This window comes from Micromonospora sp. NPDC023956 (genome assembly GCF_040639195.1).
In the GTDB taxonomy this organism is placed as follows: domain Bacteria; phylum Actinomycetota; class Actinomycetes; order Mycobacteriales; family Micromonosporaceae; genus Micromonospora.
In genome coordinates this window covers 457230-475178 of sequence record NZ_JBEZZN010000002.1, presented here as the reverse complement: position 1 = coordinate 475178, position 17949 = coordinate 457230, and the positions used below count along the sequence as shown (strand labels likewise).

Genomic DNA, 17949 nt, shown 5'->3' with positions numbered 1-17949 from the left:
CCCGCCACCCCCGGCGGTCAGGTGTCGTCGGAGGTTTCCCGGACGGCGGCGCCGACCAGGGGTGAGGTGGCGAACGCGCGGGCGACCCGGGCGAGCTGTTCGACCTCGCGTACCTCGTCGAGGGCCGGATCGGGCGGGCCGGGCAGCTCCGGGTGGCGGGGGCGGACGTCGGCGCGCATCGCGGCGAGCGCGGCGCACAGCTTCGCGGCCTCGACCACGGCGGCCAGGTCGTCGCCGCCGAGGCCGCCGGCCTCCGCGTGCCGGCGGGCCCGGTCCCCGACAGCTTCGCTGAGGTACGGCCGCAGCACCAGCCGGGCGTCGTAGATCTCGATGACCCGGCGGTGCAGCCGGTCGGCCGGTCGCCACCAGCGCCGGTCGTGGGCGAGGCGCACGGCCGGTACGGCGGCGCAGAGGGCGGCCCAGAGCGGGCGCAGCTGCCGGAGCAGCCGGATCCGGTGCGCGGTGCCGGGGACGGCGGCGAGCCAGGAACCCCAGGCGGGCATGGTGAGCCCGCCGATGACGAGCAGCGCCCCGGTGCTGGCGCTGATCGGGACGAGCCATTCCACCCGGGGCAGGTCGTTCCAGCAGAGAGCGGCGACCACGTCGCGGACGCGGACCAGGGTGTACACCAGCCCGACGGCGGCACCCACCGCCGTGGTGCGCAACCCCCGGCGCAGCCAGCCGGGTCCGACCAACCGGGCGTACGGCCAGCAGATGCGGATGATGTCGACCAGTCCCGCCGAGAAGGCGGCGAGGTACATCAGCAGGTAGGCGGCGAGCTGCGGCCGGTTGGCGTAGGTGGCCACGAAGTCGGTGCTGTGGGTGTCGGTCGGGCCGACGCCGCAGAACAGCACCCCGAGCACCAGGACGACCACGGCGAGGGTGACCAGGCGGTACCGGCTGTGCCGGCTGGCCCGCTCGGGCGGATTGGTCCACCAGAGCAGCAGGACCTGGATGCTGGTGGAGAAGCCGACCACGCAGAGGTGGGCGATGAGCGCGGCGATGTTGTGGACGCCGATGGCCCGGTCGGCGAACGCCCAGACGGCCGGCGTGGAGACGGTGAAGGTCAGCGCCAGCAGAGCGAACGTGCTGGTGACCGCGTGTCGGGCCGGGTTACCGGTGCCGTCGCGCAGGGTGCCGGCCAACCGTACGCCGGCCGCGGTCCAGGCCAGGACGGCCAGCCCCGGGTAGAGGAGGTCGTGCACGCCTCACAGCCCGCCGAGGGACTGCCGGATCCGGTCGACGACCGCCGCGGTCGACGGGTCCGCGTCGACGACGGGCGGGGTCTCCCGGCGGGCGGAGTGCTTGCGGAGCAGGTCGGCGATCATCTCGGCCTCCCACTCGGCCCGCTCGTCGTAGCCGGGCATCCGGCCGAGCACCGAGGTGACCATGTCGGGGTCGAGGGTCGGCATGAGCAGGCGGGTCAGGTCGCCGGCGTTGACCGGTCGGGCGGCGTGCCCGGCGAGCAGGTGGCCCAGCTCGTGGGCGACGATGTGCCGCTGGTGCAGCGGGCTGGTCCGGTTGTCGTACGCCACGTAGTGACTCTGCGGTGTGGAGATCACGATGCCGCAGGGCGCGTCGGTGGGCAGGGGGAGGGGCAGGAGCTGGACCGGTCGGTCGAGGCGCTCGGCCACGGCACCGCAGAGCGCCGCGCTGTCGGCCGTCGCCGGGATCCGGATACCGCTGGTGAGGCGCGTCAACCGTCGTTTGGCACGCCACCCGGTCATGACCGTCCGTCCGCCGTCGTTCCGGGGTCCCCGCCGGCGAGCCCCTCCAGCTCCAGGCAGCGGTCCACCATCTGCTGGATCACCTGCTGGCTGGCCGGTGAGAGGCCCTTGTGCTGGAGGACGGTTCGCAGGGACACGTGCTGTACCTGGAGTTTGCGCAGCGCGTCCAGCGTGCGCAGGTCGGCGATCGTGTGCCGGGCCTGCTCGTCGTCGAAGAAGTACGCCGGACTCACCCCGAAGAACTGCGCCAGCGCTTCTATGTGCTCTTTGGTGGGGTTCGTCCGGCGACCGGTCCGCAATTGCCAGACGTACACGTCGGAAATGGACCCCCCGGCTGCCCGAATTGCGCTTGCCACGTCCCGGTTGCTGTGTGGGGTCTCCCGACCGGCCGGTCGGATCGTGTCGAAGAGCAGGTTGAGCCGGTCCGCGAACGACGTGCCGCCCTCGGCTGTGCTGCTCACGGCGTCACCTCCGCCATCAGGAAGCTGTGATTAATTGTCCAGTCATGCTATTAACGTCAGTTGACGCCCTCGGCGCTCCATCGTAGGCTCATCGATGTTGGCGCGTGGTTGGGGCCTGGTCGCCATCTCATTCCGGTATCGCGCGTCGGGGGGACAGGCGTCGATCCGGGAATGCAGAGGCCGGCATCCACGGGGGGAGATGCCGGCCTCTGCACGCACCTTAGCGACGCGCTCCGGCCGGTGCAACGGCTGGCGAGAGATCCAGTCCCAGCGGGGGCGTCCCGATCCCGTCCGGGGTGCGGCCGGACGGGATCACGAAACGCCGCGCCGGGTCCGCCGAGCCCGTACGACCGCCGCCGCGAGGGCGCTGACCTGGGTGGGACGCTGCCCTGCGCGTACCGGAGAATGGCCGGGTGACGACGATCCCGAACGTGCTCGCCAACCGTTACGCCTCCCCCGAGCTGGTCGCCCTCTGGTCCCCGGAGGAGAAGGTCCGCATGGAACGGCGGCTCTGGCTCGCCGTGCTCCGGGCGCAGCGCGACCTCGGCGTCGCGGTGCCGGACGGGGTCGTGGAGGCGTACGAGCGAGTGCTGCCCGACGTCGACCTGGCCTCGATCGCGGACCGCGAGCGGGTCACCCGGCACGACGTGAAGGCCCGGATCGAGGAGTTCAACGCGCTCGCCGGGCACGAGCACGTGCACAAGGGGATGACCTCGCGGGACCTCACCGAGAACGTCGAGCAGCTCCAGGTCCGCCGCTCGTTGGAGCTGGTCCGGGACCGGGTGGTGGCCGCGCTGGCCCGGCTGGCCTGGCTCGCCCACGAGCACTCCGGTCTGGTGGTGGCCGGGCGCTCGCACAACGTCGCCGCGCAGGCCACCACGCTGGGCAAGCGTTTCGCGTCGGCCGCCGAGGAGCTGATCATCGCCTACGAGCGGCTGGTGGACCTGATCGACTGGTACCCGCTGCGCGGGATCAAGGGGCCGGTCGGCACCGCCGCCGACCAGCTCGACCTCTTCGACGGGGACGCGGAGAAGGTCGCCGAGCTGGAGCGGCGGGTGGCCGAGCACCTCGGGTTCAGCCGGGTGCTGGACAGCGTCGGGCAGGTCTACCCGCGCTCGATCGACGTGGCGGTGCTCGCCGCGCTCTCCCAGGTGGCTGCCGCTCCCTCCTCGCTGGCCACCACGATCCGGCTGATGGTCGGGCAGGAGCTGGTCACCGAGGGCTTCAAGCCGGGCCAGGTCGGTTCCAGCGCGATGCCGCACAAGATGAACACCCGGTCCAGCGAGCGGGTCAACGGCTTCGCGGTGATCATCCGGGGCTACCTGTCGATGGTCGGCGAGCTGGCCGGCGACCAGTGGAACGAGGGGGACGTCTCCTGCTCGGTGGTGCGCCGGGTGGCCCTGCCGGACGCCTTCTTCGCCGCCGACGGGCTGTTCCAGACCTTCCTCACCGTGCTCGACGAGTTCGGGGCGTACCCGGCGGTGATCGAGCGGGAGCTGGAGCGCTTCCTGCCGTTCCTGGCGACCACGAAGATCCTGGTGGCGGCGGTGCGCCGGGGCGTGGGCCGCGAGGTGGCGCACGAGGCGATCAAGGAGCACGCGGTCGCGGTGGCGCTGGCCATGCGGGAGCGGGGCGTCGCCGGCAACGACCTCTTCGACCGGCTGGCCGCCGATCCCCGCCTCGGGCTCACCCGGGCCGAGATCGACACCCTGGTCGCCGACCGGGCCGCCTTCGTCGGGGCGGCCGGGGCCCAGGTCGCCTCGGTCACCGCCCGGATCACGAAGATCGTCACCGAGCACCCCGAGGCCGCCACCTACTCCCCGCCCCCCATCCTCTGACCCCGCCCGCCGGGGTCAGGAGCGCGGGTCAGGGGCGCGGGGTCGGGGTTTCCGCGGCGGTGGAGAGGTCGGGGGCGCTGGGCGCCTCGGGAAGCTTGCCCGGGGCCTCGGCGATACCCGCCTGGTGGGCGGTGTCGGCCGCGACGACCGGCTGGTCCGGGGGCATGGTCTCGGGCGCCCGGGGTACGGCGACCACCGCGGTCCCGTAGGCGCACACCTCCATCCACATCTCGCCGCAGTCGCGGCTGTCGAACCGCATCCCGAGCACGGCGTTCGCGCCGAGCCGGCGGGCCTCCTCGCCGAGCCGGGTCACCGAGTCGGTACGCCAGCGGGTGAGGTTGTCCGACGCCATCGGGTCGTACGCGCCGCCGCGCAGGTTCTTCACGCCCTCGCGGTAGGGGTTCCGTGTCCTGGCCATCGAGGAGACCACTTCGCCGAGAACCTGGCGGATCTCGTAGCCGGGCAGCGTATCCGTCGTCACGACCAGCACGTCATCGATGCTGGCACCCGCCCCGGTGGGCGGTCTGCGAGCCGTGTTCACCTCGCCGGATGCTGCGAAACGGCGCGGCGCGGACGGCCGGCACGAGCCGGGCCGTCCGCGCCGAGTCGGCACGACGGGTGGGAAGGCGGTCAGCGGGGTCGCATCCCGCTCACCCGGGCAGGGTCAGACGCCGGAGACCGAGGTGATCCAGGCCCGGTTGTACGCGACACTGCCGTAGTTCTGGATGCTCCGGCCGTCGGCGGTGGAGGCGACGCCGACCTGGCGGCCGTTGTAGAACTGCGGGCCGCCCGAGTCGCCCCGCCACGCGTTGCCGTTGATCCGGCTGCTCCGGATCGCCTGGCCGCCGTACGCGTCGGTGGTGAGACCGGTCACCTGCACGCTGGCGGTCTTCATCTGGGGGGAGGCGGAGCAGCCGCTGTAGCAGGTCATGCCCCAGCCGAAGATGGTGTTGGTCGAGCCGGTCGGCGGGTTGGCGGTGGCCAGCGAGACGTACGAGGTGCTCACCGGGCTCGACAGGCGCAGCAGCGCGAGGTCGTAGCGGCTGTAGGAGGCGCTGACGGTGCGGGTGGTGCCGCCGGAGGCGTGGTACACGCTGCCGACCCGGACGGACATCGTGCCGTTGACGCAGTGCCGGGCGGTGAGCACCCAGTCGGCGGCGATCACGCTGCCGGAGCAGGTGAAGGAGCCGTTGGCGAACACCGCAGCGGCCCACGGCGCGGAGGAGACGAGGCTGCCTCCGATGATGTACGGGGTGACCGGGGCCGGCTCGGCGGCCACGGCGGGCGAGCCGAGGCCGATCATGCCGACGAAGGCGGCGCTGACTGCGGCGACCAGGGAGCGGATTCGCATGGCGGGGGACTCCTTCACGGGGTTTACCGGGAACCGGGTGGGGAGAGCCGTCGACGGCCGGTGGATCCGCCGGACGGCCAGCGCTTCATCGATATCTGTCGACGTACAGTAGGGGTTCCGCGCGTCCACGGACAAGAGTCCTATCGATACTGATCGCTACATATCAGTTGCCCGGGTGCCCCTGCGGAAGGCGGCACGGGTCGGCCGACACGACCCGCCCGGTGCTGGCCTCCGGCTGTTGCGCTCGGTAATGTGGATCACCTCGCGGGCTGCCGCCGGCCGGTGCGTTCGGACCGCTATCTGCCAGGTAGGCTGGCTGCGCTCGCCCGTTGTGGGTCGGCACCCAACTGCGTACACAGTCAGGAGTGCCCAGTGCCTCGCGTCGTCGTCGACGTCATGCTCAAGCCCGAGATTCTCGATCCGCAGGGCCAGGCCGTCGCAAACGCGCTGCCGCGGCTCGGCGTCGGTGACGTCGCCTCCGTCCGGATCGGTCGGCGTGTCGAGATCGAGTTCACCGGTGAACCGGACCTGGACCGGGCTCGGGAGATCGCCGACAAGCTGCTCGCCAACCCGGTCATCGAGGACTTCACCGTCCGCCTGGTCGAGGCCGACGACGCCGTGGAAACGCGGCCGTGACCGCCCGCATCGGCGTGGTGACCTTCCCCGGTTCGCTCGACGACGGGGACGCCGCCCGGGCCGTCCGGATCGCCGGCGGTGAGCCGGTCCGGCTCTGGCACGGCGACGCCGACCTGCACCGCGTCGACGCCGTGGTGCTGCCCGGCGGGTTCTCCTACGGCGACTACCTCCGGTGCGGGGCGATCGCCCGGTTCGCCCCGGTGATGGAGACGATCGTCGACGCCGCCCGGGGCGGACTGCCCGTGCTCGGCATCTGCAACGGCTTCCAGATCCTCTGCGAGGCGCACCTGCTGCCCGGCGCGCTCACCCGCAACCAGCACCTGCACTTCCGCAACCGGGACCAGATCCTCCGGATCGAGGCGACCGGCACCGCCTGGACGAACACGTACCAGGCCGGCCAGGAGATCCTGATCCCGGTCAAGAACGGCGAGGGCTGCTACGTCGCCGACACCGCGACCCTGGACCGGCTCGAGGGCGAGGGCCAGGTCGTCGCCCGGTACCTCGGCGGCAACCCGAACGGGTCGCAGCGGGACATCGCCGCGATCACCAACTCCGCCGGCAACGTGGTCGGCATCATGCCGCACCCGGAGCACGCGGTGGAGGCGCTCACCGGCCCGTCCCTGGACGGCCTCGGCTTCTTCACCTCGGTCCTCAAGCACCTGGTGGGAGCGCCGGCGTGAGCCAGCCCCACCGGATCACCGGTCGGCTCAGCCACCCCCGACGCGGTGGCCACGAGCGCAACGAGGAGAGGTCATGACCACCCACCCGGACCCGGCGGCGCACCCCACCACGGGCGCCCCGGCCGAGCCGCGTCCGGTGGCCGACGCCCCGGCCGGCCCCGTCGCCTCCGCCGCCCCGTTCGGCCGTCTCGACACCGTGCCCCGGGCCACCGACACCCCGGGCGAGTTGCAGCCCTACGCAGAGCTGGGGCTCCGGGACGACGAGTACGACCGGATCCGGCAGATCCTCGACCGGCGTCCCACCCAGTCCGAACTGGCGATGTACTCGATCATGTGGAGCGAGCACTGCTCCTACAAGTCGAGCAAGGTGCACCTGCGCCAGTTCGGTGAGAAGGCCCCGCCGAGCGACCGGCTGCTCGCCGGCATCGGCGAGAACGCCGGCGTGGTCCAGGTCTCCGACGACCTGGCCGTGACCTTCAAGGTCGAGTCGCACAACCACCCGAGCTTCGTCGAGCCGTACCAGGGTGCGGCGACCGGTGTCGGCGGCATCGTGCGGGACATCCTGGCCATGGGCGCGCGTCCGGTCGCGGTGATGGACCCGCTGCGCTTCGGCGCGGCCGACCACCCCGACACCGCCCGGGTGCTGCCCGGCGTGGTGGCCGGCGTCGGCGGCTACGGCAACTGCCTCGGCCTGCCGAACATCGGCGGCGAGGTGGTCTTCGACCCGTGCTACCAGGGCAACCCCCTGGTCAACGCGCTCTGCCTCGGCGTGCTGCCGGTCGACCGGCTCCAGAAGAAGGAGGCCGCCGGCCCCGGCAACGTCGTGGTGCTGATGGGCGCCAAGACCGGCCGGGACGGCATCGGCGGCGTGTCGGTGCTGGCCAGCGCCACCTTCGACGAGGGCAGCGAGAAGCGCCGCCCGTCGGTGCAGGTCGGTGACCCGTTCATCGAGAAGCTGCTCATCGAGGCGTGCCTGGAGCTGTACGACGCCGAACTGGTCGTCGGCATCCAGGACCTCGGCGGCGCCGGGCTCACCTGCGCGCTCACCGAGACCGCCGCGGCGGCCGGCACCGGCATGCGGGTCTGGCTGGAGCGGGTGCCGCTGCGCGAGCCCTCGATGGAACCGCACGAGATCCTCGCCAGCGAGTCCCAGGAGCGGATGCTGCTGGTGGTCGAGCCGGAGAAGCTGGAGGCGGTGCTCAAGACCTGCGAGAAGTGGGGCGTACTCGCCACCGCCATCGGCGAGGTCACCGCGCCGTCGCCGGACGGGCAGCCCGGCCGGCTGTACGTCACCTGGCGCGACCAGCTCGTCGTGGACGTCCCGCCCGGCTCGCTGGTCGACGACGGGCCAGTCTACGCCCGCCCGATGCGGGAACCGGCCGACCTGATCCTGCTCCAGGCCGACCGGGCCGAGACGCTGCCCCGACCGGCCACGCCGGACGCGCTGCGGGAGACCCTGCTCCGCATGATCGCGTCGCCGAACCTCTGCGACCGCACCTGGGTCACCGAGCAGTACGACCGGTACGTGCTGGGCAACACCGTGCTCGCCCAGCCGGAGGACTCCGGCGTGATCCGGATCGACGAACGCACCGGGCTGGGCGTCGCCCTCTCGGTGGACGGCAACGGTCGGTACGCCCGCCTCGACCCGTACCACGGCACCCGGCTGGCGCTCGCCGAGGCGTACCGGAACGTGGCGGTCACCGGTGCGAAGCCGATCGCGGTCACGAACTGCCTGAACTTCGGTTCCCCGGAGGACCCGGGCGTGATGTGGCAGTTCGCCGAGGCGGTGCGCGGTCTCGCGGACGGCTGCCAGGAACTGGGCATCCCGGTGACCGGCGGCAACGTCAGCTTCTACAACCAGACCGGCGCGGCGGCCATCCACCCGACCCCGGTGGTCGGTGTGCTCGGCCTGCTGGACGACGTCGCCACCCGGGTGCCGATGGGCTTCGCGACCCGACCGGCGAACGAGCACGACCTGATCTTCCTGCTCGGCGAGACCCGTAACGAGCTGTCCGGCTCGGAGTGGGCCTGGGTGACCCACGGTCACCTCGGCGGCATCCCGCCCCGCGTCGACCTGGCCCGCGAGCAGGCGCTGGCCGAGCTGCTGGCCGAGGCCGCCCGGGTCGGGCATCTCAGCTCGGCGCACGACCTCTCCGACGGTGGTCTCGCGCAGAGCCTGGTCGAGTCCTGCCTGCGGCGGGGCGTCGGAGCCCGGATCGCCCTGCCGGACCAGTTCGCCACCGGCTCGCTGCCGTTCGTCTACCTCTTCAGCGAGTCCGCCACGCGGGCACTGGTCTCGGTGCCGCGCGGCCACGAGAAGGCGTTCAGCGCCCTGTGTGCCGAGCGCGGAGTGCCGGCGGAGGCGATCGGGGTCACCGACCCGACCGGCGGCGTGCTGGAGGTGCGCGGGCAGTTCCAGGTCGGCCTGGACGAGCTGCGGGACGCCTACACCGCGACCCTGCCGGGGCTCTTCGGCGCCGCCGAGGTGGTCGACGTCCCCGCTCCGGCGACCGGGGTGGCCGGGGCCGCCGAGGCGGTGTCCGTGGCCGGGGTGGCACCGGTCGGGGACACGGTCGCCGACGGTTCCTCTGGTGCGGCTGACGAGTACGGCGCGGAGGCGGTCGCCGGTTCCGCGTCGGCCGTCGACGCCGCGTCGGCCGGGGGGACCACGCCGGCCACGGAGCGCGTCGCGACCGGGGCCGACCCGGTCGAGAGCGACCCGGGGGCGACCGCCGACGGGGACGGGGAGAACACCGCCACCGACCGGCGCTGAGGCGGTGTCCGCGCCGGTCCACACCCAGCCCGGTACGGGTGCCCGGTTCGACTGGGGACTCGCCGGCGCGGCGGAACTCGGTCGGGTCTGCGCCGCCCTGGTGGTGGTGGACGTGCTCTCCTTCACCACCTCGGTGGAGGTCGCGGTCGCCCGGGGGATCCGCGTCCACCCGTTCCCCTGGGGCGAACAGGCTGCCGACTACGCCCTGCGGGTGGGCGCGGTGGCTGCGGTCGGCCGGCATCAGGTGACCCGTGACCACCCGTGGTCGCTCTCGCCGGCGGCGCTGCGGACCGCACCGGTCGTACCCGATCTGGTGCTGCCGTCGCCGAACGGCTCGGCGATCTGCGCGGCGGCCAGCGCGACCGGGCTGCCGGTGGTGGCGGCCTGTCTGCGCAACGCCGACGCCGTCGGGCACTGGCTGCGCGGGCGGGGGTACGGCACCGTCGACGCGCCGATCGGCGTGGTCGCCTCGGGCGAGCGCTGGCCGGACGGCTCGCTGCGCCCCTCCGTGGAGGACCAGCTGGGCGCGGCGTGTGTGCTCGACGCGCTCTCCGGGGTCCCGGGCGGGCTCTCGATCGAGGCGGCGATGGCGCTCGCCGCGTTGGCGAGCACCCCCGACGTGCCGGCCGCTGTGCGGGGCTGTGTCTCCGGGCGGGAACTCGTCGAGCGGGGCTTCGCCGACGATGTCGACATCGCGGTGGAGGTCGGGGTCTCCCCGGTGGTGCCGGTGCTGCGCCACAGCGTCTTCTCCGCGATCTGACCCGCGCACCCTCCGCCCCCACGTGCGCCCCACGCGCGACCGGCCCCGTCGCCGCGCCCGAGCCGAGCACGGACACCCGCCCCCTGCTGGTGGCCGCCGACGCTGACCACACAGACTTCGGCGGCGAGGTGGGAGATCCACATCGCCGCCGAAGCTGGTCGTGTCGCCGGGGCGAGCCCGGTTCGGGTCAGTCGTCCAGCCAGTCCAGGCGGCGGTTGCCCCGGTCCTGCTGCGGGGGCTGGCCGTCCCGGTCCCGACCACCCTGCTGCTGGTCGTAGTCGCCGTAGCCCTGCTGCTGCTGGCCGTAGCCGTAGCCGCCCTGCTGCGGGTCCTGGCCGTAGCCACCCTGCTGGCCGCCGTAGCCACCCTGCTGGTCGTAGCCACCGCGACCGTAGCCGGCGCCCTGCTGCTGGCCGTAGCCGTAGCCTCCCTGCTGCGGGTCCTGGCCGTAGTCGCCCCGGGGAGCGTCCTGGCCGTAGCCGGGGCCCTGCTGCTGGCCGTAGCCGCCGTAGCCACCGGTCGGCTCCTGACCCCGGCCGTAGCCGGTGCCCGGATCCTGGCCGTAGGTCCCGTCGGCGGGCTGGTAGGTCGAGGTGGGGTACGGGTCCGCAGGCGGCGTGTAGGCCTGGGTGCCCTCGGAGTAGCGACCGGTCGGCTCGTCGTACCGTTCGCCGTAGCCGCCGCCCTGAGCCGGCGGGGTGTAGCCGCCCCCCGGAGTGCCGTAGTCCTGCTGGCCGCCGTAGCCGCCGCCGGAGGCCGGTGCGGTGCCGTACGGGCTGCCGGAGGAAGGGGCGTTCCCGTAGCCACCGCCCGAGGCGGGCGCGGTGCCGTACGGGCTCCCCGACGAGGGGGCGTTCCCGTAGGGACCGCCGGAGGAGGGCGCGGCGCCGTAGCCACCGGTGCCGTAGCCACCGGCCTGGGTCGGGGCCGCGTCGCCGTAGCCACCCCCGGACCAGCCACCCTGACCGGCCGAGCCGTAGCCCTGTCCGGGCTGGGGCGGTGGCGCGCCGTACGGGTCCGGCGGGACGTCGTCGACGAGCGGCCGGTTGTGCATCATCGTGGGCGCGTCCGCGAGGGAGGCGCCACCGACCATGGTCGCGTCGGGGCCGACCCGGTTCACCACCCGGGTCGCGTCGTCCGCGCCACCGCGGAGCGCCCCACGTGCCGCCGGGGTCGCCGCCGCACCTCGGACGTCGTCGGCGTCCTCGTCGTCCGGGCTCTCCCGGCGCCGCATCCAGAGCAGCACGATGGTGCCGACGCCGATGGCCACGAAGAGGCCGCCGAGGATGATCAGCAACCAGGAGTCGAACCCGCCGGAGTCCTCCTCGGCGGCGTTGGTCGCCGCTCCGGGAGTGGCGCCGGGCTCCTCGGTGGGCTCCTCGACCGGGTCCTCGGTCGGTACCGGCTCCTCGGTGGTGCCCGGCGTGGGGGAGGCGGTCGCCTCGACCGGCAGGGCGAGGGAGATCCGCTGCCCGGTCATGTTCTGACCGGCGCTGGCGTTGATCGTGACGGTCTTGCGGACCTCGTTGAAACTCGCGCCGAGGACGATCTGACCGGGGGTGATCGGGTTCTGCGCGGAACCGTCGAACCGCCAGTCGCCGTCCTCGTCCGTGGTGGTCGTGTACTGGTGGCGCTGGGAGTCCATCAGGGCCACGGTGGCGTTGGGCACCGGCTTGCCGTTGGCGGTGTTGGTCACCTTGCCGGAGATCCGCCGTACGGTCTGGTTCTGCGACGGCGTCGGATCCGCCGGACGGGCCTGCACGGTCAACGAGAAGTTGGCCGTGGCCGGGCCGGAGTCGGCCTCGACCCGGACGGTCACCGAGCCGTTGGCGGCCCGTGCCCCGTCGCTCGCCTTGAGGGTGAGCAGGACGGACTTCTGCTGACCCGGCTGGTCGAACTCGACCTCGCCGTTGCATCCCGAGCAGCTCACTCCGGACGGCAGCCCGGTCACGCTCAGCCGGGCCTCTTCGTCCTGCCCGCCGGGGTTGACCTGCACCGTGACGGTAGCGTCGCCACCGGCCTGGAGGGTGACCGATCCGGGGGAGACGCTGACGTTGGCGGCGAGGGCGGGTGTGGCGGGGATGGCGAGCAGGGCGCCGGTTACCAGCGCTACGACCACACCGGCCCGTTGGTTCCAGGCTCGTCGGTGTGTTGACACGTCCACCGCCTTCCGGTCTGACTTCCCCGGCCCGGTGGGGGCAGGGCCCCGGGGATCATCACGGTTTGAATAACGCCGTCGGCAACTATGCCTTGTCGGGCCGGACGAGCGCGACCCAGGGCCAACGTCGGTAACCCTACTGGCGGGTCGTATCGTCCCGTCGTGTCCTCTCCGCACATAAAGTCCGCCGCGGTCACGGCGGCTCTGACGGCGCTCGACGAGGGGCGTACGCCCGAACGGCCGGTCCTCCGGGAGGCGGTCCGGACGCTGCTGGCCGTCCTCGCGGAGCGCGCCCCCGGCCGATCGGTGGAGGTGCGGGTTCCACCTTACGGCGCGATCCAGTGCCTTCCCGGCCCGCGACACACCCGCGGTACGCCACCCAACGTCGTGGAGATGTCGCCACCGGTGTGGCTCGCGCTCGCGTCGGGACGGCTGGAGTGGGGGGCGGCGGTCACGGAGGGTCGCGTTCAGGTGAGTGGGGTGCGGGCGGATCTCTCCGCCCATCTCCCGCTGGAGCTGGGATGATCACCATCCGTCGATGACCGATAGGAGTGGTTTCGTGACTGTCGGTATCACTATGGCCTCGCGTACACTGTGAGTCGACGTCCCGGCAGACCGCGTGGATCCGCGTGCACGACACCACCCCAGCCAGACAGAACAGCAACGAGGGAGCGGCAGGTGCCCCGAGGCGACGGCCGGCTGAGCCACGACCTGGACCCGCAGCGGCCCGGCCCCCAGGATGCCTGTGGCGTCTTCGGGGTCTGGGCGCCCGGGGAAGAGGTCGCCAATCTCACCTATTTCGGGTTGTACGCGTTGCAGCACCGTGGCCAGGAGGCGGCCGGCATCGCGGTGAGCGATGGTTCCAGCGTCGTGGTCTACAAGGACCTCGGCCTGGTCGCCCAGGTCTTCGACGAGCCGACCCTGGCGAGCCTGCGCGGCCACCTGGCGATCGGGCACACCCGCTACTCGACCACCGGCGGCTCGACCTGGGAAAATGCCCAGCCGACCATCCGTTCCACCAGCGCCGGCACCACCGTCGCGCTGGCCCACAACGGCAACCTGGTGAACACCGCCGACCTCCAGGGGGAGGTCGCCGAGCGGGGCCTCGGGTCGGACGGCTCGACCAACGACACCTCCCTGGTGACGATGCTGCTGGCCAGCTACCCCGACCTGTCCGTCGAAGCGGCGGCGTTGAAGGTGCTCCCGAAGCTGCGCGGGGCGTTCAGCTTCGTCTTCATGGACGAGGCCACCCTCTACGCTGCCCGGGACCCGCACGGCGTCCGTCCCCTGGTGCTCGGCCGGCTGGAGCGGGGCTGGGTGGTCGCCAGCGAGACCGCCGCCCTGGACATCGTCGGGGCGAGCGTGGTGCGCGAGGTCGAGCCGGGTGAGCTGATCGCCATCGACGCCGACGGGCTCCGGTCCACCCGGTTCGCCGCCCCCGAGCCCAAGGGCTGCCTCTTCGAGTACGTCTACATCGCCCGCCCGGACGCCACCCTCGCCGGGCGCAACGTGCACGCCACCCGGGTGCAGATCGGCCGCCAACTGGCCAAGGAACATCCGGTCGAGGCGGATCTGGTCATCCCGGTGCCGGAGTCCGGCACCCCGGCCGCGATCGGGTACGCCGAGGAGTCCGGCATCACGTACGGCGCGGGTCTGATGAAGAACCCGTACGTCGGGCGGACCTTCATCCAGCCCTCGCAGACCCTGCGCCAGCTCGGCATCCGGCTCAAGCTGAACCCGCTGCGGGAGAACGTGCGCGGCAAGCGGATCGTCGTGGTGGACGACTCGATCGTGCGCGGCAACACCCAGCGGGCCATCGTGCGGATGCTGCGCGAGGCGGGCGCCCTGGAGGTGCACGTCCGGATCTCGTCGCCACCGGTGAGCTGGCCCTGCTTCTACGGCATCGACTTCGCCACCCGGGCCGAACTGCTGGCCAACGGGCTGGACAACGAGGGCATCCGCCGGTCCATCGGGGCCGACACCCTGGGTTACGTCTCGCTGTCCGGGCTGATCGCCGCGACCGAGCAGCCGAAGACCCGACTCTGCCGGGCGTGTTTCGACGGGGAGTACCCGATCGAGCTGCCGGCCGGAAACCTGATCGGCAAGCACGTGCTCGAGGGTGTGGGCCGCCGGGTCACCGGCACCGCGCCGGAGACCGCCCGTTCCGCCCCCCGGGGTGCGGAGCACGGCGGCACTCCACCACTCGTCGCCACTCCGGGCGGCGCGACCGTACACCGCTCATAGCACCACCCGGCGCGGGTCGCCGGCGGCATTGATCGACGGGTCGACGGGACCCGCCGCGGTGCCGGCACCGCGAGGACCACAAAGGGGAGAACCGTGACGCACGTGTCCGAGCGCAACGGCGCAGCAAGCAGCAGCCCGTCCGGCACCGGTGGCGAGCGCCAGCCCTGGACGGCCGGGACGGGTCGTGGGGCCCGTAAGCGGTCGGCGTCGTACGCGGAGGCGGGGGTCTCGATCGAGGCGGGCGACCGCGCGGTCGAGCTGCTCAAGTCCAAGGTGCGGCAGACCCGGCGGCCCGAGGTGATGGGCGACCTGGGCGGCTTCGCCGGCCTGTTCCGGCTGGACACGAAGAAGTACACGAACCCGATCCTCGCCTCGTCGACCGACGGGGTGGGCACCAAGCTGGTCATCGCCCAGCAGCTCGACATCCACGACACCATCGGCATCGACCTGGTCGCGATGGTCGTCGACGACCTGGTGGCGTGCGGGGCCGAGCCGCTGTTCCTGCTCGACTACATCGCCTGCGGCGAGGTCGTGCCGGACCGGGTCGCCGAGATCGGCGCGGGCATCGCCGACGGCTGCCGGTACGCCGGCTGCGCCCTGCTCGGCGGGGAGACCGCCGAACACCCGGGTGTGCTCCGTCCCGACGAGTACGACGTCTCCGCCACCGGTGTCGGCGTGGTCGAGGAGAGCGAGATCCTCGGTCCAGACCGGGTCGAGACGGGCGACGTGGTGATCGCGATGCGCTCCTCCGGCCTGCACTCCAACGGCTACTCCCTGGTCCGGCACGTGCTGCTCGGCGCGGGCCGGATGCGGCTCGACGTGGTGATCGAGGACTTCGGCCGGCAGCGCACCCTCGGCGAGGAACTGCTCACCCCCACCAAGATCTACGCTCAGGACTGCCTGAAGCTGATCGCCGAGGCCGAGGTGCGGGCCATCGCCCACGTCACCGGCGGTGGTATCCCCGGCAACCTGGTGCGGGTCCTGCCGGAGACCGTCGACGCGGTGGTCGACCGGGCCAGCTGGAAGCCGCAGCCGATCTTCGACCTGATCCAGGCCAAGGGCCGGATCGAGGACTCGGAGATGGAGTCCACCTTCAACATGGGCGTCGGCATGTTCGCCATCGTCTCCGCCGAGGACGCCGACCGGGCGCTGGCCACCCTGGCCGGCCGGGGGGTCGACGCCTGGCAGGCCGGCGAAATCATCGAGGGCACCGGCAACGTGCGGATGGTGGGCCAGCACACCCGAGGGTGACGGTCACCACGTGACGATCAGTCGTACACCCGATGAGGGGTTCACCCGGACAGCCATCGCCGCCTAGCCTGAAGGTTCCTCAGGTGAGCGGCGAAGGAGGGCGATGCCTGTCCGGCAGCGGACGTTCAGCGGGATGCGCGGTGTCGCCGCCGTCCCGACGTACGTCGTGATGCAGCCGACCACGCTCTGCAACCTGGACTGCCGGTACTGCTACCTCCCGCTGCGCGCGGCGGACCGGCGGATGCCCGTCGCGGTCGCCGAGGCGGTGGCGAGGGCGGTCGACCCCTGGGCCGAGCGCAGCCGGTTCTCGGTGGTGTGGCACGGCGGGGAGCCCCTCGCGGCCGGGCGCGAGCACCTCGCCGCGCTGATCGCGCCCTTCGGCCCGGCGGTCGAGCATCACGTCCAGACCAACGCGACGCTGATCGACGACGACTGGTGCGCGTTCTTCACCGAGCACCGGGTGCGGGTCAGCGTCAGCGTGGACGGCGGGCGGCAGCGCAACGCCGAGCGGGTCACCCGGGGTGGCCGGCCGGCGTACGACCGGATCGTGCGCGGGGTGGCCGCGCTGCGTCGGCACGGGCTGCCGTTCTCCGCGCTCGCGGTGGTCAGCCGACCGGAGCCCGGTCTCGCCACCGAGCTGTACGACTACTTCCTCGGCCTCGGGTGTGACGTGCTCGGGGTCAACATCGAGGAGACCGAGGGGGTGAACCTCCGGGGCAACGCGCACGACGCCGCCACGGTGACCGCCTTCTGGGCCGAACTGGTCGCCGCCTGGCGTCGCGATCCCCGGATCCACCTTCGGGAGGTGGAGTGGTCCCTGCGGTACGCCTCGGCGATCCTGGACGGGACCGCCGACGACGTGCTGCCCCGGCGGCTGGACCCGATCCCCACCGTCGCGTACGACGGGTCCGTGACCTTGCTCTCCCCCGAGCTGGCCGGCTTCTCCGATCCCCGCTACGGGGACTTCAGCAGCGGGAACGTGCTGGACACCCCGCTGGCCGACATCCTGGCCGCCGCGGAGCGGACGTCCTGGGTCGGCGAGTTCCTCAGCGGCGTCGAGGCGTGCCGCGACTCCTGCCCGTACTTCGGCTTCTGCGGCGGCGGTCACGCCGCCAACCGCTACTTCGAACAGGGGCGCTTCGACGGTACGGAGACCGAGCACTGCCGCAACAGCAAGATCCGCCTACTCGAGGGAGTGTTGGAACATGCCCGAGATCATCAGCCACCGGCCGCCTGAGCCGGTCGGAGGGAAGCCCACGGACGTGGTCGCGGAGCGGGTACACGAAGCCGAGGCGGGCCTTACCGCCCTGCTCCACGAGGCTGAGGCGGCACGCCGGCTCCGGGCTGAGGTCTCGGGTGGCGACGGGGCCAGCGCGGTCTGCGCCTGGAACCACTTCGAGAACATCCCGACGTTCTACAACTGGAACAACCGACCCAGGTGAGACGCAGGGGACGATCGAGGACCTGCCGGGGCGCGCCGGACGGCGGGCACGGCAGGCCCTCGATCGTCAGTTGGTACAGCCGGATCCCGCCGGGCACATGCGTGAGCACGCGGGCCTTACCGCGTGCTCAAACGTGACCGAGGGTCAGCGGGCAGGACGAACCCAGGGGTCCGAGTCTCCGTCCGGATGGTCCTCGTCATCGTCGTCGACATACTCTTTGTAGTCGTCGTCGAAGTCGTGGTCCGACTTGCCAGCACCCGCCAGTTCACGCTGCAAGGCGGTGAGGTCGGTGTTCGGGGAGTGGTACTTCAACTCCCGGGCCACCTTTGTCTGCTTGGCCTTAGCACGGCCGCGCCCCATGGCTCGACCCCCTCGCACAGAATTCGGGGCAGCCCGAAGGCGGGCCCCGATGACGTCAGGCATCTCTCGTGGCTCTTACGGTACATGGGGATGCCCACGTTCGGCACCTCGGGTTACCGTCGACCGGCCCTGCGCGTCGCAGTCAACCAGCCGTTACGAAGTGTACCCGGTAAGGAGTGCCCTCGGACGTGGGCGTGACGCTCGGGACAGTGGTCGTCGCCGGTCCGTGACGGCGACGGTCGGCCGATACGAAAATCCCGACGTAGCC

16 protein-coding genes and 1 pseudogene are annotated in these 17949 nt (G+C 72.4%); 10 read left to right on the top strand and 7 right to left on the bottom strand.

What is annotated here, in order from left to right:
• Positions 1-17 precede the first annotated feature (17 nt).
• From AB0F58_RS04705 to AB0F58_RS04695, 3 genes are read right to left on the bottom strand one after another with little or no spacing between them, the layout of a single operon-like run.
• Positions 18-1205, bottom strand: a complete 1188-nt coding sequence (locus tag AB0F58_RS04705) for an MAB_1171c family putative transporter (RefSeq protein WP_357137861.1) — start codon at positions 1203-1205, stop codon at positions 18-20.
• 3 nt (positions 1206-1208) lie between these two features.
• A complete protein-coding gene (locus AB0F58_RS04700) occupies positions 1209-1727 on the bottom strand; it encodes a hypothetical protein (protein ID WP_357137858.1) in 519 nt (172 codons plus the stop codon).
• Positions 1724-2188 (bottom strand): helix-turn-helix domain-containing protein, encoded by a 465-nt coding sequence (locus tag AB0F58_RS04695; protein WP_357137855.1) that lies wholly within the window; start codon positions 2186-2188, stop codon positions 1724-1726. The genes AB0F58_RS04700 and AB0F58_RS04695 overlap by 4 nt, the downstream gene beginning before the upstream one ends.
• A gap of 413 nt (positions 2189-2601) precedes the next feature.
• On the opposite strand from AB0F58_RS04695, the gene purB reads away from it, so the two are divergent.
• Positions 2602-4026, top strand: a complete 1425-nt coding sequence (gene purB, locus AB0F58_RS04690; protein ID WP_357137853.1) for an adenylosuccinate lyase — start codon at positions 2602-2604, stop codon at positions 4024-4026.
• A 28-nt stretch (positions 4027-4054) separates the two neighbouring features.
• Here purB and AB0F58_RS04685 read toward each other — a convergent pair.
• Both AB0F58_RS04685 and AB0F58_RS04680 read right to left on the bottom strand, forming a co-directional pair.
• Positions 4055-4610, bottom strand: a pseudogene (locus AB0F58_RS04685) (YbjQ family protein).
• 80 nt (positions 4611-4690) lie between these two features.
• Entirely contained in the window at positions 4691-5377 is a 687-nt protein-coding gene (locus tag AB0F58_RS04680) for a DUF1986 domain-containing protein (protein ID WP_357137850.1), read from the bottom strand.
• 372 nt (positions 5378-5749) lie between these two features.
• Between AB0F58_RS04680 and purS the strand changes: the two genes are divergently transcribed.
• The 4 genes from purS (at position 5750) to AB0F58_RS04660 (ending at position 10226) form a co-directional block, all read left to right on the top strand.
• Positions 5750-6013: a phosphoribosylformylglycinamidine synthase subunit PurS gene (gene purS, locus AB0F58_RS04675; RefSeq protein ID WP_357137848.1), complete on the top strand. Its 264-nt coding sequence runs from the start codon at positions 5750-5752 to the stop codon at positions 6011-6013.
• Positions 6010-6693, top strand: a complete 684-nt coding sequence (purQ, locus tag AB0F58_RS04670) for a phosphoribosylformylglycinamidine synthase subunit PurQ (RefSeq protein ID WP_357137845.1) — start codon at positions 6010-6012, stop codon at positions 6691-6693. Before purS ends, purQ begins: the two co-directional genes overlap by 4 nt.
• A gap of 73 nt (positions 6694-6766) precedes the next feature.
• Positions 6767-9466, top strand: a complete 2700-nt coding sequence (gene purL / locus AB0F58_RS04665) for a phosphoribosylformylglycinamidine synthase subunit PurL (RefSeq protein ID WP_357137843.1) — start codon at positions 6767-6769, stop codon at positions 9464-9466.
• 4 nt (positions 9467-9470) lie between these two features.
• Positions 9471-10226 (top strand): 2-phosphosulfolactate phosphatase, encoded by a 756-nt coding sequence (locus tag AB0F58_RS04660; RefSeq protein ID WP_357137841.1) that lies wholly within the window; start codon positions 9471-9473, stop codon positions 10224-10226.
• 187 nt (positions 10227-10413) lie between these two features.
• Here AB0F58_RS04660 and AB0F58_RS04655 read toward each other — a convergent pair whose 3' ends face one another.
• Complete coding sequence (locus AB0F58_RS04655) at positions 10414-12345, bottom strand: carboxypeptidase regulatory-like domain-containing protein (RefSeq protein WP_357137837.1); 1932 nt, start codon at positions 12343-12345, stop codon at positions 10414-10416.
• 201 nt (positions 12346-12546) lie between these two features.
• Between AB0F58_RS04655 and AB0F58_RS04650 the strand changes: the two genes are divergently transcribed.
• The 5 genes from AB0F58_RS04650 (at position 12547) to amcA (ending at position 17321) form a co-directional block, all read left to right on the top strand.
• The gene (locus AB0F58_RS04650) at positions 12547-12909 is read left to right on the top strand and encodes a sterol carrier family protein (protein ID WP_357137835.1); all 363 of its coding nucleotides are present in this window, start codon (positions 12547-12549) and stop codon (positions 12907-12909) included.
• Positions 12910-13062: 153 nt separating this feature from the next.
• The gene (gene purF, locus AB0F58_RS04645; RefSeq protein ID WP_357137832.1) at positions 13063-14628 is read left to right on the top strand and encodes an amidophosphoribosyltransferase; all 1566 of its coding nucleotides are present in this window, start codon (positions 13063-13065) and stop codon (positions 14626-14628) included.
• Between the two features lie 93 nt (positions 14629-14721).
• Positions 14722-15879 (top strand): phosphoribosylformylglycinamidine cyclo-ligase, encoded by a 1158-nt coding sequence (purM, locus tag AB0F58_RS04640; protein ID WP_357137829.1) that lies wholly within the window; start codon positions 14722-14724, stop codon positions 15877-15879.
• A gap of 133 nt (positions 15880-16012) precedes the next feature.
• Entirely contained in the window at positions 16013-17116 is a 1104-nt protein-coding gene (amcB, locus tag AB0F58_RS04635; RefSeq protein ID WP_357138711.1) for a cyclophane-forming radical SAM peptide maturase AmcB, read from the top strand.
• Entirely contained in the window at positions 17085-17321 is a 237-nt protein-coding gene (amcA, locus tag AB0F58_RS04630) for a multiple cyclophane-containing RiPP AmcA (RefSeq protein ID WP_357137826.1), read from the top strand. The genes amcB and amcA overlap by 32 nt, the downstream gene beginning before the upstream one ends.
• A gap of 144 nt (positions 17322-17465) precedes the next feature.
• On the opposite strand, the gene AB0F58_RS04625 is transcribed toward amcA, so the two are convergent.
• Entirely contained in the window at positions 17466-17681 is a 216-nt protein-coding gene (locus AB0F58_RS04625; RefSeq protein ID WP_357137823.1) for a DUF3073 domain-containing protein, read from the bottom strand.
• Between the last annotated feature and the right edge of the window lie 268 nt (positions 17682-17949).